Genomic DNA, 14797 nt, shown 5'->3' with positions numbered 1-14797 from the left:
GGACCAAACAATTTGGTAACGACGTCCCGAAACACCCAAAAATCCTCGTCATTCCGCGGCTGCGGGCGGTAATTGGATATCAGGAATATGTGCCCGACGTGGGCCGGAACAGCGCCCGGAGACGGACTCCGACTCTCAGTTTCAGCGAGTTTCGCGTAAAATTGAAACCCTGCCCAGAGCGGAGCAGCCGTATGTCGCAAGCAAATGATCTCCCTAGGAGAAACCCAAATGCCCACAGACCGAAGCATTACCGACTCTTCAGCAGGCGCTAGGAACGCCGCTGCAACGACCAAGTCCGCAGTAGGCGGCGCCTCAAAATTGAGACTTCCAACACGCCGTCGACTCAAGGTATCCGACGTCAACGTCGTTGACCAGCCAATGCTGAAAAAAGCACTCGGCGGCACGATTGTCGGCAACACCATGGAATGGTACGACGTCGGCGTGTTCGGCTACCTCATCACCACCATGGGGCCCGTCTTCCTACCCGAGGCCGACAAAGCCGTGCAGACCCTGTTCCTGCTGGGAACCTTCGCCGCAACCTTCGTGGCACGGCCGCTCGGTGGCGTTGTGTTCGGCTGGCTGGGTGACAAGGTGGGCCGCCAAAAGGTGCTCGCAACAACACTGATGCTGATGGCGGCAAGCACCTTCGCCGTCGGGCTCCTGCCGGGATACGCACAAATCGGCATCTGGGCAGCCGTATCGCTCGTTGTCCTGAAACTGATCCAAGGTTTCTCGACGGGCGGCGAATACGCCGGCGCCACCACGTTCGTGAGCGAATACGCCCCAGACAAGCGCCGTGGATTCTTTGCGAGCTTCCTGGATATGGGCTCGTACATCGGCTTCGCCCTCGGCGCCGCCCTGGTGTCCGTCCTGCAGCTCACCATCGGCCAATCGGCCATGGAAGAGTGGGGCTGGCGGCTGCCGTTCCTCGTCGCGGGTCCCCTCGGCGTCATTGCGGTGTATTTCCGTAGCAAGATCGAGGAATCCCCCCAGTTCCAAGCCACTCTGGATGCCCAGGAAGCCCTCGCCGCGGATGCCGCAGCGGGCGACGCCGCAGTAGCAAAGGGCCCCGTCGGCATCGTCAAGGCCTACTGGCGCCAGATTGTCCTCGCCATGATCCTTGCCGCAGCCGCCAACACTGTCGGCTACATGCTGACCTCCTACATGCCCACGTACCTGACCGACTCAAAGGGCTACGACCCCGTTCACGGCACGCTCCTGACCATCCCCGTGTTGGTCGTCATGGCTGTCTGCATTCCGCTGACGGGCAAGCTCTCTGACCGGATCGGCCGCCGGCCCGTACTGTGGATCGGTGCCATCAGCACGGTTGTGTTCGCCGTTCCGGCCTTCCTGCTCATCGGCATCGGCGATATCTGGTCCACGCTTGCCGGTTTGGCCCTGGTTGCCTTCCCGGTCACGTTCTACGTGGCAAACCTCGCGTCTGCGCTGCCTGCGCTGTTCCCGACCTCCAGCCGTTACGGAGGAATGGGCATCGCCTACAACTTCTCAGTGGCGATCTTCGGCGGTACCACGCCGTTCATTGTCGCTGCCCTGATCCAGGGCACCGGCAACGACATGATGCCCGCGTATTACCTCATGGGCACGTCCGTGGTCGGCGCAATCGCCATCTACTTCCTGCGTGAATCTGCGCAACGCCCGCTCCCGGGCTCCATGCCGAGCGTGGACACCCCGGCCGAGGCCCGCGAGTTGGTGGCCACCCAAGACACCAACCCGTTGATCGACCTGGACGAATTGCCGTTGGACGACGGCACCCTCGTAGCGGCGGATCCGGACCGGGACACCGTCTCGGCCTAGGCACACGGCCGGCGCGGACTGCGGGCGGCCCGCGCCGCCAGGGCAAGGCTGGTTATTTGTGGCGTGACCGCTGCGAATAACCAGCCTTGCTTTCGCTTAATTGCGGTCTAAGCCTTGCGGTCCGCCTTCTGCTCCTGCATCCGCTTTGCCTGCTCCTGGATCTTCTGGCCGTAGCCCCCGTTCAGTGCGGTGTCCCTGATGTGGGTGGCTTTCGCGAGCCGGTCGCCGTCCGCCGCATCCTTCAGCGCCTTCAGGTCGGCCTGCAGCGCGGCTGGAAGCTTTGCGGCCAGCTTCGGGCGCTTGTCCAGGATGAAGGTGGCGATCTTGGCGGCGCGTTGGCCGTAGTCTGGCTTGCTGCTGTCCCCGTTCACGAAGAACCGCAGGCCAACCGCCAGCGGGTGCCGCGCCAGAGCCGTTTTGGCCGCGACGGCGGCCGTCGCAGTGGGCTGGGAGGTGGCTGCCGCCGTCGTGCTTGTGCTGCCGGAGGTAGCCGCGTTGGCGGCAATCACGCCGCCGCCCAGCAGGAGGCCTGCTGCAAGGACGCCGACGACGGCGGTGCGGGCCTTTGTGCGTTTGCGGCCCGGGACCGGGGTGCTGGAGCTCGGGGTGCTGGGGGTCGGGGTGCTGTTGTCCATGGTCCGTGTCCTTCGTTCCGGCCGGTGGTTGATCCGCCGGCGCTCTTCACAGCACTCTGGTCGGGCCGCATGAACTGACTGTTCGGCCAATGTTCGAGGAATGTAAAACCGTCCCGGCAGCTCCCCAGGACGCCCCCGGGACTCCGTCCGTGCGGTTGAATGGACGCATGGAAGACAGCCGCGGATTGGTGCTGATTGCCGAAGATGAACAGGCAATCGCCGATATCCAGCGCCTCTATCTAGGCCGCGCAGGTTTCGGTGTGCACGTTGAGCGGGACGGGATTTCCGCACTTGAACAGATCAAGCGACTCAAACCGGTCGCAGTGATCCTCGACGTCGGGCTGCCCGGCATGGACGGGATCGAACTGTGCAGGAAACTGCGGCAGGCGGAGGACTGGACGCCGGTATTGTTCGTCACGGCCCGCGATGAGGAGGTGGACCGCGTCCTTGGCTTGGAACTGGGCGCGGACGACTATCTCACCAAGCCCTTTTCGCCGTCCGAACTGGTGGCCCGGGTCAAGGCAGTCCTGCGCCGCACCGAAGGCACTCCGCGCTCCAAACCGCTGGTGCTGGGCAGCGTCGAACTGGATCCGCTGAACAGGACCGTACGCGCCGGCGCCGAGGAACTCACGCTGACCGCCACCGAATTCGACCTCCTCGCGTACCTGATGGCGCAACCTGGCCGGGTCTTTTCCCGCGAGCAACTCCTGTCCGCGGTGTGGGGGCAGGCCAGCTATGCCGCCGGGCGGACAGTGGATGTACACATCGCTCAGCTCCGAGCCAAACTGGGCGAACACTCTCCCATCGCGACAAGCCGCGGCGTCGGCTATTCCGCCGCACTTCCCCAAACATCCGGTCACCGCCCCGCTGCCCGGGGCACCACGTGAAACGCTGGTTCGGAACACTGGCAGGACGCACGACGGCGGTGATCGCCGCCGTCGCGACCGTCGCAGTGGTGCTCGCCGGCCTTTTGGCCGCCCAACTGGTGAACGCCACGGCCGTTGATGAAGCCAAGAAGTATCTCGCGGTGGAGGCCGATTCCCTAAGCCAACAGTCAAGCCTTGGAAGCCTGCAGGACCTGCGCGCAGATCTGCTCACGCACGGCGCGAGGCTCGCGCAAATCAGCACCGACGGCCGCGTGACGGGTGGCGGCGCAAGGCTGGTTGATGCGAAGACTGTGGCGGATGTATTGGCTGGAAAATCCGTCTCGACGTCGGTCAACGGTCCGCAGAACACCGTGGTGCTCGAGGCCAGGCCCTTGGCATCCGGAGGTGGCGTGGTACTGGCGCAGCCCGTGTCCGAGATCCGCGCGGCTGCCGCTCCCCTGCTGAGCCGCATGCTGATCGCCCTTGCCGCCTGCCTCGTGTTCGCCATCGTGGCCGGGGGCCTCTTGGCGCAATGGTTGAGCCGGCCGTTGGTGCGTACGGCACATTCGGCCCATCGGCTCGCGGCCGGAGAACGATCCGTGGTTGTGCCGCCCGGCGGTCCGGCCGAAGTGGTGGAGGTTTCGCAGGCGCTGGCGGCCTTGGACGCCGCACTCCGGACCAGCGAGGGGCGCCAACGCGAGTTCCTGCTGTCCATCTCGCATGAACTCAGGACACCCCTGACCGCGCTGCGTGGCTACGCCGAGGCGCTTGCCGATGGCGTTATCACTGGAGACGACGTGGGTGGGGTCGGGCGGACCCTCGTGGCCGAAACCAACCGTCTGGACCGTTTTGTCCGCGATCTCCTGGACCTGGCACGGCTCGAGTCCGACGATTTCCGCGTGGAAATGCAGCCGGTGGATGCCTCCTTGGTCCTGCGCGAGAGTTGGCAGGCCTGGCAAGCGGTGTCCCTCCAGAACGGAATCGTCGGGCGGCTCGAACTGCCGTCCGGGCCTTTGCCGGCCCGCAGCGATGGCCAGCGGCTGCGGCAAGTGGTGGACGGGTTGCTGGAAAACGCACTGCGAGTGACTCCCGAGGGCTCTCCCGTTGTGCTCGCCGCGTACCCTTCCGGCAGTTGGATCACCGTGGAAGTGCGCGACGGCGGCCCCGGCCTCACGGAGGCGGATGCCGCCGTCGCGTTTGACCGCGGCGCGCTTTTTGCCAGATACAGCGGAGAACGGCCTGTTGGAAGCGGACTGGGTTTGTCCATCGCCGCAAGGATTGTGCAGCGGATGGGCGGCCGGATCAGTGTGCGCGCCGCGCCTGAAGGTGGAGCGGCATTCGTGGTGGAGTTACCCGGCATTCCCGCGGGCCCCCAGCAAACGTAGACTCGGCGCATGGCTGATGTTCCAGTAGGTTCGCTGCACCACGTAGAGATCTGGGTGCCTCACATTGGCCGTGCGCAGGAAGAGTGGGGCTGGCTACTGGGCGAACTGGGCTACGAACGATTCCAGGAGTGGCCCGAGGGCTGCAGTTGGAAACTCGGAGGCACGTACATCGTGATCGAACAGTCCACTGCGCTCACCGGAAGCACGCACCGCCGGACGGAGCCCGGGCTCAACCACCTCGCCTTCCACGCGGGCACCCCAGCGAACGTGGACCGCATCCGGGAGATAGGCGCCGACTCGGGTTGGTACGAGATGTTCGAGAGCAAATATCCGCACGCCGGCGGGGCGGACCACTACGCCGCCTACCTGGTGAATACCGATGGCTATGAGGTAGAACTGGTGGCGGAGGTAGGACCGTCCTAGGCAGTAACTGACCTCACGCGCCGCCGCATGGCGATCCTCGGCCACCGGTGGAGGCCCACCAGCGCTTCGCACTCGAGGATGCGCCTGAGTCCGTCGTCCAATTTTTCGGGGTCCAGCTCCTCGAAACCCAGCCTGCGATAGTAGGGCGCATTCCACGGAACATCGCGAAAAGTGGTGAGGGTCAGCCACTCCAAACCCTTCGCGTATGCCCACATTCCGGCAGCTTCGAGCAGCCCACCCCCGAGCCCTTGCCGCGCATGTGACGGGTGGACGCTCAACTGCTCCACGTGCGCATTTCCATCGAGGTCCCCAAGCAAGAGATAGGCCACGGGAACGTCCGCCGCGTCAACATAGACCAAAGCACCGCCGCGCGCCTGGAAGATAGCCAACTCCGTTACGGTCAGCGGCTCGTCGTCCGCGATGGCGTCCATTCCGCAAGAGCGGAAGATCTCGCCCGCGGCGGTCTCGATCCCGCGAAGCCGTTCCAGTTCGTCCGCCCTCGCCGCCCTGATCATGCGGCGGCACCGTTGCGGGAAAGATATTCGTTGCGTCGATCAATGAGGTTCCGCATGTACTTGCCCAAGAAAGCTTTCTCCGCGATTCGGCCCACCATGCCGAAAGGCGCCGCGAATTCGACGCGATCGATCATGAGTGTGCCGCCGCCGTCGGGAATGAACTCGTGCACGTGCCGGAAGAAACGGAAGGGACCACGCACTTGCTCGTCCGTAAACGAATCGGGGAATCGGAACTGGGTGATGCGGCTGCTCATCTGCAAGGGCAAGCCGAAATGCCAGGCCTGCCACGTGACCTCGTCGCCCTCCGAGAGGAGTCCGGACATAACTCCCGCAACGGCACGTTCCCGGGAGCTGGCCATGGAACCCACATGCGCGTCGACGTTGCGGGCGAGGTTGAAAAGCTCTTCGGGTTCCATTGCAATCTGCGTATGGCATGTGAAGGACACAGTCATGCTTCGATCCTGCCACTGTTTCGCCTTGCGCAAGTCATGGCTGATCTCGAGCCGGCGCAGCCGTAACCGAACCGGTCGGGCTCGTTGGAAGGCCGTCAGCCTGGTTCCGGGCGCCATTGCGCGAAACACAAAGCAACGTTGTGACCCAGCTAATGGCGCGGATCTTAGGGTCCTGATAACTTCCCAATGATCGGCTGAATTGATTGGTGGTACCCGTTGCGATCAATCCTGGCCCATGCCCGGGCGCTTCATACCGTTCCACCGGCAAGCAACGATCACCTTGCTGCCGTCCGCGTCGCACTGAGCGTCGCCGTGCCAGCGCTTGTCCTTCTCGCGGTTGGCCGGGCGGACCTCATCATCTACGCCGTGTTTGGCGCCCTGACCGGGATGTACGGGCGTGCCGAATCGCACCAACTGCGGCTCAAGCACCAGGCCCAGGCCGCCGCGGTACTCGTGACCGGCGCCTCTGTGGGCACCTTCTTGTCCGTCTCCCACATCCATTCATGGGGATTGGTGGTGGTCGAGGCGCTCCTGGCGGGGGTGGGTTCACTGTTCTCGGACAAGGTCCGGCTCAAGCCCAACGGCCCCTTCTTCGGAATTTTGGCCCTGGGAGCATGCGCTTCCGTTCCCGCGCAGATCCCGTTCCTTGCCGCAGTCCTGATCTGTGCGGCGTCGGCGGCGTTTTCCATGGTGGTGGGTTTCGCCGGGTGGCTCCGGTACCGCGTGTGGGAGCGCGGCGCCGTCCGGAACATTCCGGCATCCTCTGCGCAGCTGCGCCAAGCGGCCGGACTTCACGCAGCCAGGTATGTGCTCGCCGTCGGCGCGGCAGGCGCCTGCGGAGTGCTCACGGGCAGCGGCCACCCGCACTGGGCCATGGCCGCCGCCGCTGTTCCGCTGGCCGGAGCCGATATGCCCAGCCGGCTACACCGAGGCATCCACCGCATCGTGGGGACCTTCCTCGGACTGGCGATTGTCGCCGTCGTGCTCTTTCCGGGACCGCTGTCCCCGTTGCACTACTTCCCCGGGCAAACCACCATCATCCTGGCCCTGCTGGTGATCGGTTTCCAGTTCCCCACCGAATTGTTCATGGCCCGGCACTACGGCTGGGCCATGGTGTTCTTCACCCCGGTCATCCTGCTCATGACTCAGTTGGCAGCACCCGCGGATCCTGGTGTGCTCGTCCTGGAACGCGGAATTGAGACCCTCATGGGAGCCGTGATCGGGATTGCGGTGGCCGTGCTGGTCCAGAAACGCCGGGTTACCTTGCGGCGCCGGCTTACTTCGCGGCGCGGCGGGGCGGACCCGACGTAAGCTTCGCCGGCAGGAAACGCATGGCGGCAGTGATCACTTTGTAGCGCTTCGTCGGGATGGATACACCTTTACCCTTGAGGTTGTCTTCCAGCCCTTCCCGGACAACGCGCTCGGCCTTCAACCACAGGAAGCGCGGAGCCACAGATTTGTCCATGCCCATGCGATCGTGGAATTCCGTGTGGGTGAAGCCCGGGCAGACCGCAGTGACTTTCACTCCCCTGACGGCATAGGCAGTGTTCGCCCAGCGGCTGAAGCTGACCTGCCAAGCCTTGGCCGCCGAATAGCTGCCCCGGTTCGCGAAGGCCGCAACGCTGGCGACGTTTATGATCCTCCCGGACTTGCGTGCCAACATAACCTCCAAAGCCGCGTGGCACAGCTCCAAGGGCGTCTGGACGTGCAGCCGCAAATGCCGCTTTTCGTCTTCCACGTCGTTCTTCTCGAAGGAATTCAGCAATCCGATTCCGGCATTGTTGACCAGCACGTCCACGGGCCGCGAAGCGTCCCGTAGCCTGTCCGCGACAGCCGCGACCCCGTCGTCGGAGGTCAGGTCGGCCGGCAAGACTTCCGCGGAGATACTGAAGTCCCGCTCAAGCGCTTCGGCGCTTGCCCGCAGCCGGCCTTCGTCGCGGGCCACGAGGACAAGGTGGTGTCCGGATTCGGCCAGCTGGCGGGCAAATTGCGCACCGAGCCCGGCGGTAGCGCCGGTGACCAAAGCTGTGAGTTCGTTGGCTCGAGTTGTCATGCGCCCAGACTAGCCCCGTTGGCCTCGGTGTGGTCCGCATAGAGGGAAGTGGCGTGCGGCCGGTGGTCTCAGGCCCAGCCGCACGCCGTGCCGCGGTTCGCATGGGGACACACGGTCCGGGGCACTGCCCGGCATGCGGACCATCGAGAACCGAAGACTCCTCGCGGCCCCCAACAGGTCCGCCAAGAGTCTGCTTCCCTCGCATGCCCGGCACTATCTATGTGGTGCTCGGCAGTCAATCGTGCCGTGAACTTCGCAAAATGTTTGCGGGATCAGGGATCGACCGGCTCAGTGGCGACGCCAGGACTTAGTCGGCCGGGTCGTTTTCCGGCACCGGACCGGTGAGATCAACGATTCGCCCGTTGACTGCGGCTTCGCGCACCGACCAGATCCCTGCGATTGCCGCATCTTCGTCCTCAAAAGCCTCGGAGGTGAGCAGCACGTCGCCGCTTCCGGTGACGAGTTGGAACCGCAGGCATGCGTCCGCGTCAACATAGAGATTGAAATGTGAGGCCATTGTGGTGCTTCCTTGTCTGGAGTATGGGCACCTCAGGCCCTGGGCTGCCCGAGGCGTTTGCTTTATCGGCTGGGTCGGCGGTTCCATGGGCGGAATGCCAGATAGAACGCCAAAAGTCCGCCGATGAAGTACACGGCCCAGAAGGGGAACTCGACGTCGGTTTGGCGTCCTGCAAGGGTTTTCTGTTCCGGGGCGTCTTTGGGGATGTCTGCGATCCGTGAGGCATGGACCAGAAGCCTGTGTGAATTGACTCCAATGGGAGTACATGTCACCAAAGTGATGAAATCCTCGCCCGCGATGATTTTCAGCGAGGAAATGTCGTCCGGTTTCACCACCTCGATCCTATTCACCCGGTACAGGAAAGTGTGGTCCATCACCTCGGTGGAGAAGATATCTCCCGTTTTGGCGCTGTGAAGGGGATTGAAAAGCTCAGCGTTCGGGATCCCTGAGTGCGAAGTCAGGACACTGTGTGTCCCAGGTCCACCGACGGGAAGGGAGGAACCGTAAAGGTGGCCGACTCCCTTGGCCAGGACCTCATCGCTGGTCCCGTGAAAGATCGGCAGGTCGATTTTCACGGCGGGGTAGCGGAATCTGCCGATCACCTCGTCATTGGCTACGTTCAACTGACGTTCGTAGTCCGACAATTGGCCACCCAACAACGCGGGGGCCTGCGGGGAATACGGGTCCCGCAGCTGTCCCTGGGGGATGCGGAAGTTGTATTCGCGTGCCCGGTCCAACACCTTCGTCCGCGCCGATGGTTCGAGTTGTTCGACTTCCTGCGAATAGCCGGAAAGTTGGCTGTTGTGCGAAATCGAGCTGAACCAGTCTGCTGCCCGTGGGTAGAGGACCAAGCCAAGACCAATGGCGGCGATGACCATCATGACGATAAATCTCCGGTCAGCTTGACGGCAAGCTCGACCGGAGCGGATGCCCTTGCGCCCACGCAGCCCCTTGCGGGAGTGCCGGCGGGAGTTTTTCGGGCCGGGTTCTGTACCCTCCATGAATTCTTCGAGGGTTTGGGTCATTGGGGCCTCTTGGTCTGATGGACGGGAGCGGTATGGGGCATCCACCGCTTGGTGGATGCCCCATACCCTGCATCGAGGGATGCAGCTCGCGGAGGGATGCCTACTTTGCCTCGTTGCGCTTCCGGCGGCCGGTGACCATGAACAAGCCGGCCCCGGCCAGCACGAGGACCCCGCCTGCCGTCAGCGCCCAGGTCCCCGCACCGCCGGTGAGCGGCAGCTGGAATCCGGCGTTCTGCCTGACGTTATCGATCGTCACGGTGACGGTTGAGGGATCGTTGCTGGTGACCGTGGTCTCAACTGGCTGGGCAAGCAGTGTGTATCCGGCCGGGGCCTTGGTCTCCACTAGCCAGTACGACTGGTAACCGGGCTGGCCCGGTGCCACGGCCGCGCCGCTAGCGTAGTTGGAGTAGCGCAGCCCGGAGATGACCAGGTTGCCGGTGGCGTCGGTGGTCCAGGAACTGGCACCGCCGACGCTGATTGGGTTGGTGCCGGCAACGGCATCAGCCTGCGACGCGTAGACCGAAAACACGGCACCGGCCAGGGCAGCCGAACTCAAGGAATCCTTCTTGTGCAAGACGATGCTGCCCCACTTGGTGGTGCTCACCGGTGGAGTCACCACCGGGCCGCCGGGCTGGCCCGGAGTGATCGCGAAGCTGGCCGCGTTAGGGTAAATGAGGGCCGTGTTCGTGACCTCGCCGACCGTGTTCACCGCGGTGTTCACCGTGACCCGGACCTTGGCCGTAGGGTTGGCGGCCAGGATGGCCCGGCCGGACGCCGTGAAATCGACCGTAAGGGTCTTCGTGGTGGCGTCGAAGGTGATGGTGTAGTCGGTGTTCAGCGTCAGCGTGGCGCCGTTGGACAGAGCTACCGTCGAGTTCGCGTATGTGAGCTTCGGGTCGAGCTTGTCAACGATCCGGTACCCGTCGATTGGGTTGACGTTCGGGATGTCACTCGTGATGGTCCACTGGATGTTGTCGCCGAGCTTGATCGCGGAGGTGTCGCTCACCGTCTTCGTCGCGGTTGTCACGGCGTTCTTCGGGTAGACGTTCACATCGTACTTCCAGCTGTTCGCGCCGGTGGGGTCAGTCATCGGAAGGGTCACCAGGAACGGGGCCGATGGAGTGACACCGGCGGGGTAGCCGGTCTCCGTCACCAGGTACAAGCCCAGGGGAAGGTTCCCTAGGCTGGCCGTTCCCGTGGCGTCCGTCGTCGTAGTGGAGCCGGGGCTCGCCGCCTGCGCCGCGGCCTGGGCCGGGGTCAACGCAGCCGCCGCAGTCCAGCCGGCGTTGGTGGTCAGGTCAATGTTGTTCACCTTCTGCACGGTGAACGTGACCCCGGCCACCGGTTTGAGTGCCGCGGTCTGGGCGGGAGTCAGTGCCGTTCCGTTGTTGGGCAGGTTGGTCGGCGTCGCCGGCTTCTCGTACTTGTGGATGGTAAGCGAACCCGTCTTGGACGGATCGATGTTCGCGGTGTTCGCCGCGGATGCGCCTCCGGCTCCGAGGGCGAGCATCCCGGCTGAGGCTAGTGCGGCCAGAGATGCTATTAGGCCGCGCCCCACCTTCGATGGTTTCATCGTGTTCCTTTCTAATTCCCCCATTGATTTGCGCCGAGCTGCGCTAAGGAGTCTGGTTTTCTGGGGTCTTGTTGTTCCTTCGCCTGAGGATGAGGAGGGCAAAGGAAGTCATGAGGAGGAGAGTCCCGCCAAGGGTTGCCCCGAGGAGGCCCTCAGCGCCTGGCCCGCCGGCTGCCGGGAGTTTGACGGCGGCAATGTCGAGGACCGTGATCGTCAGACCGCTCACCGTCACTGCCGTGCCGGCGGTGGCCGGGTCCAGGGCGATGCTCCCGTTGCCTGCAACAGTGAACTTCACAGGGGTGGCAAGGAGTGAGAAGCCATTTGGGGCCTTGGTCTCCAAAAGCCAGTAAGTTCCCGGAGTAAGATTCCTGACCTCGACCAGTCCAGGTGACCCGGATACAGCGCTGCTGACCCCGCTCACCGTGGGTCCCATTTGGCCCCCCGCATCATTGCGGATCTCAAACGTCGAACCGGTCAATGGGATGGTGGAACCTTGGGTCGCGCCCGAACCCGCCTTCTGCACGAACAGGTGGCCCGTGGTGGAGTTCGTGGTGAAACATGCAGAGTCAAGCGGCGCCGCGCTGCCGGTGACGCAGCGGGCCGGCGGGATCACCCCGTTGCCCGTGGCCCCGTTCCTTAGGGTAACCAGCCAGGCATTCGAATTGACGGTCACCGAGTACGTCAACACCGCCGTGGCATTGCCGGGGAGGGTGAACGAGGGCGTAAGCAGCTTGCTGCCGGCTCCCGGGTTCGGAACCGATACCGGGGTGCCGCCATTGATGCTCAGCTTTGCCGAACCGACGGAGAATGCGGCGTTGTTCACTACCTGGCTGAGGTCATCGCTAAGGATGACCCCCGTGATGGGGTTGACGGTGGCATTGGTGGCCGTCACCGAATAGGTGATCACCCTGTTCGCACTGGGATCGCCCGGGTTGATGGACGTGCCCGAAGCGGGAGACGCGGCCTTGCCCAGCGTCCACGAGCCCACCGGATTGACCCTGCACGAGAGGTCGCTGTCCGGGCAGCTCGTTGGCGGGACGGTGACATTCGAAGGTGCCAGGTAGTTCTTGAGTGAAGCATTGCCCAGGGTACCGGCCCCATTGACCTCCACCCGATAGCGGACGACGCTATACGCCCCGGCTCCCACCGTGCCATTGATGGAAAGGGTTTTCGGGCTTCCCCCCGCGTTGTTGACGACCGCCAACGGGGTGGCGCCCGTAGATGTCGTAGTGATGGAACCGGCCAAAAGGCTCGAGTCATCCAGGATGTCTCCGAGCCAGTCGTTGTAACTGACAGTGGCCGGTGCCGTACCGCTCGTGTTGTAAAACCTCAGCGAGTACGTCAGAACCTGCCCGGACTGGACCATAGTCCCGGCAGGCGGGTCGACGGTCTTGGAGACCGACAGGTTGGGCAAGGGGGTAACGCAGGCGGAGTTGTCCGTCGTCGGGCCTTGCTCCTGCCCTGCCGGCACGGCAACCGAGTTGTACAGGCCAGTCCCGGGGCCGGCACACGCCGACGGAGACGAAGCATCCGTGTATCGGAACGTCACGGCGAGGCCGAAAGTCTGCGTGACGCCCGGGCCGATGCCGGAACCGGCCGGAGCCAGTGTGTACGGGCCGGCGGTCGACGACGAACCGCCAGCAGGTGCCCCGCTCCCCGACGTCGTCCAAGCAGCACCCGTGATCGCCAGGTTCGAAGCGAATGCCGGCGTGTCCGTCAACGGTCCGTAGCTGCCGGGCACCGACCCGGTGTTGGCAACGGTGATGGTGTAGTTGGCCACAAAGTTGCCGTTCGTGTCCGGACCAGTAACTGTGCCCGCCTGTTTCGCGACGTTGATGATGGGCAACGCATTGTTTGACAAGGTGCAGGTGATGTTCGCTCCGGCCACCGGCGTGATGCCTAACGATCCGATAAAGGCGGCACCATTCGGCAGGCCGGGCTGCAGACCGTACGAGTCGGTGCACGCGACGGTACTGGCATAGTTCGCAAGCTTGGCCGTTCCGGCACCCGCCTCGGTCAGGGTATACGTCGTTCCTGCAGCAGCCACATAGGCCCCGGTGGTGCCGGTTCCGGCAGTGACCGTAGACCCCGTGCCTGTCGTGGTCGAGTTCGCGGTGCTGTTGACCACGGTGCCGGCCGCGCCGCCCGTGCGGATCTGAACCGTGAACTGGTCCGTCGCAGCCTCACGGGGCGCACCGAGCGCCTTCGCCAACGTGATCCGGGGAGCCCGCACGGTCAAAGCGGCGTTCGCCGGCGGGTTCAGGTTGGTGACGATATTGCCAGGCCCGTTGACATAGGTGCCCTCTGCCGCCGCCGTCACGTTGAAGGTGATCGTGCAGGATGACTGACCAACGGCAAGGTCACCGCCGGTGGCGGTGAAAGTGTTGGAACCTTCGGCTGCAGTGCGGACAAAGGCCGCGCCTGCTAGCTGGACACACGTCCCACCGATCGCGGGGGTCGGGGCGATCACGACGCCGGCGGGCAGCGTATCCGTGATGCTCCAGTCGGTCTTCGCCATCAGATCGCTGGTATTGGTCACGGTGAGCGTCACGGTGGACGTCTGGCCGGGGGCGATGAGCGTTGGGCTGAACGTCTTGTCCAGCTGCGGGGTCACATCGACAATCTGGGGCAGGTCGAACGCCACATCGTTGCCCTGGCCGCTAGTCTGCGCGTTGTAAAGCGACAGCCCGAGGTTTGCGGTCGTGCCGAGGGGCACCATGTACGCTGCTGACTGCAGCTTCGTCACCTTGGCGGCGCTCGAAGTTGTGTCTGAACCGCACGGGTCCAGCCCAGTCGACAGCACCGTCGGGATGCCGTTGATGATGAGGGAGAAAGTCTCCTGCGCATGGTTCGAGAAGCAATTGATTTCGGCGAAGTATGCCGACACCGCGTAGTAATGACCCGGAATAGCCGGAACCCCGCTTGAGCTTGCCGTCCTGAATTCGGTGCCGGCAGCGATTTGGGCGGATTCGGCATTGGTGTACGCCGACAACGCCTGGTTGTCGGCAGCTTGTGCCGCGGTTTGGCCTTGTGCCAATCCGAGCTGCACGGCCATTTCCTTAAGGTCCTGCCACGCCCCGGGCGCGTTGTTCGAACACCCGGCGTCAGCTGACGATGAGGGCTGCGGAGAGAAGGAGTTGAGAATCCAGCCATTGCACTGTCCTCCGGCGGGCGTGTACTGCGGGTCCGCCGTGTATGTCATGTTGGCGGCAGCTGGACCACCGGTGTAGTTCAGAATGCTGATCGCCGCCGATGATGCGTTCTGGTTGGAAAAGTCCTCGGTATAGACCGGCGTACCGGCCTGGGGCACGCCCGGCGTCCCTGGCGTCGTCGCCGACGCGGGTGAAGGCAGGGCGCTGCCCAATCCGAGGGAAAGCATCGTGGCAACGAGGAGAATCGCCAGCAGCCTTGCTGGTAAGGACTTCTTCATGGTCTTTTCTTGCTTCACTTTCGGGAGCGGGCACGGTTCTAATCTTCAAGTGCGCGCTTCCGGCGAGATGTGTCGCAGAAAACAGATCAAATTTTTCGAGACTAGCCC

13 protein-coding genes are annotated in these 14797 nt (G+C 63.9%); 5 read left to right on the top strand and 8 right to left on the bottom strand.

The genetic code is table 11. The features are described 5' to 3' along the window. The first annotated feature begins 228 nt into the window (after positions 1 to 228). The gene (locus J2S96_RS13360; protein WP_306864205.1) at positions 229 to 1815 is read left to right on the top strand and encodes an MFS transporter; all 1587 of its coding nucleotides are present in this window, start codon (positions 229 to 231) and stop codon (positions 1813 to 1815) included. A 107-nt stretch (positions 1816 to 1922) separates the two neighbouring features. Here J2S96_RS13360 and J2S96_RS13355 read toward each other — a convergent pair whose 3' ends face one another. Beyond that, positions 1923 to 2450 (bottom strand): hypothetical protein, encoded by a 528-nt coding sequence (locus J2S96_RS13355; protein WP_306864201.1) that lies wholly within the window; start codon positions 2448 to 2450, stop codon positions 1923 to 1925. Positions 2451 to 2617: 167 nt separating this feature from the next. Between J2S96_RS13355 and J2S96_RS13350 the strand changes: the two genes are divergently transcribed. From J2S96_RS13350 to J2S96_RS13340, 3 genes are read left to right on the top strand one after another with little or no spacing between them, the layout of a single operon-like run. Beyond that, positions 2618 to 3337: a response regulator transcription factor gene (locus J2S96_RS13350; RefSeq protein WP_306864198.1), complete on the top strand. Its 720-nt coding sequence runs from the start codon at positions 2618 to 2620 to the stop codon at positions 3335 to 3337. Beyond that, on the top strand, positions 3334 to 4701 hold the full coding sequence (locus J2S96_RS13345; protein ID WP_306864196.1) for a sensor histidine kinase: 1368 nt from the start codon (positions 3334 to 3336) through the stop codon (positions 4699 to 4701). The genes J2S96_RS13350 and J2S96_RS13345 overlap by 4 nt, the downstream gene beginning before the upstream one ends. Positions 4702 to 4710: 9 nt before the next feature. After that, positions 4711 to 5124 (top strand): VOC family protein, encoded by a 414-nt coding sequence (locus tag J2S96_RS13340; protein WP_306864193.1) that lies wholly within the window; start codon positions 4711 to 4713, stop codon positions 5122 to 5124. On the opposite strand, the gene J2S96_RS13335 is transcribed toward J2S96_RS13340, so the two are convergent. Together J2S96_RS13335 and J2S96_RS13330 are read right to left on the bottom strand one after the other, a co-directional pair. Further along, on the bottom strand, positions 5121 to 5639 hold the full coding sequence (locus tag J2S96_RS13335; RefSeq protein ID WP_306864192.1) for a GNAT family N-acetyltransferase: 519 nt from the start codon (positions 5637 to 5639) through the stop codon (positions 5121 to 5123). The genes J2S96_RS13340 and J2S96_RS13335 overlap by 4 nt on opposite strands. Next, positions 5636 to 6091, bottom strand: coding sequence for an SRPBCC family protein (locus tag J2S96_RS13330; protein WP_306864188.1), 456 nt, complete (start codon positions 6089 to 6091; stop codon positions 5636 to 5638). The genes J2S96_RS13335 and J2S96_RS13330 overlap by 4 nt, the downstream gene beginning before the upstream one ends. Before the next feature lie 216 nt (positions 6092 to 6307). Here J2S96_RS13330 and J2S96_RS13325 point away from each other — a divergent pair, with 216 nt between their 5' ends. Next, on the top strand, positions 6308 to 7402 hold the full coding sequence (locus J2S96_RS13325; protein ID WP_306864187.1) for an FUSC family protein: 1095 nt from the start codon (positions 6308 to 6310) through the stop codon (positions 7400 to 7402). Here the strand turns inward: J2S96_RS13325 and J2S96_RS13320 are convergent. The 5 genes from J2S96_RS13320 to J2S96_RS13300 form a co-directional block, all read right to left on the bottom strand. Then, positions 7368 to 8144, bottom strand: coding sequence for an SDR family NAD(P)-dependent oxidoreductase (locus tag J2S96_RS13320; RefSeq protein ID WP_306864184.1), 777 nt, complete (start codon positions 8142 to 8144; stop codon positions 7368 to 7370). The two genes, J2S96_RS13325 and J2S96_RS13320, sit on opposite strands and share 35 nt — an antisense overlap. Before the next feature lie 307 nt (positions 8145 to 8451). Beyond that, positions 8452 to 8661, bottom strand: coding sequence for a YegP family protein (locus J2S96_RS13315; RefSeq protein ID WP_306864181.1), 210 nt, complete (start codon positions 8659 to 8661; stop codon positions 8452 to 8454). A gap of 62 nt (positions 8662 to 8723) precedes the next feature. Further along, entirely contained in the window at positions 8724 to 9686 is a 963-nt protein-coding gene (locus J2S96_RS13310; RefSeq protein ID WP_306864179.1) for a class C sortase, read from the bottom strand. 100 nt (positions 9687 to 9786) lie between these two features. Continuing rightward, positions 9787 to 11259, bottom strand: a complete 1473-nt coding sequence (locus J2S96_RS13305) for a SpaH/EbpB family LPXTG-anchored major pilin (RefSeq protein WP_306864176.1) — start codon at positions 11257 to 11259, stop codon at positions 9787 to 9789. 43 nt (positions 11260 to 11302) lie between these two features. Then, positions 11303 to 14689 carry a DUF7927 domain-containing protein gene (locus J2S96_RS13300; protein ID WP_306864174.1) on the bottom strand — a complete coding sequence of 1129 codons (3387 nt, stop codon included), beginning with the start codon at positions 14687 to 14689 and terminating at the stop codon, positions 11303 to 11305. Positions 14690 to 14797 lie beyond the last annotated feature (108 nt).

This window comes from Arthrobacter bambusae, assembly GCF_030812595.1.
Classification (GTDB): Bacteria; Actinomycetota; Actinomycetes; order Actinomycetales; family Micrococcaceae; genus Arthrobacter; species Arthrobacter bambusae_B.
The sequence above is the reverse complement of the archived record's forward strand: the minus strand, read 5'-3'. Positions and strand labels throughout refer to the sequence as shown.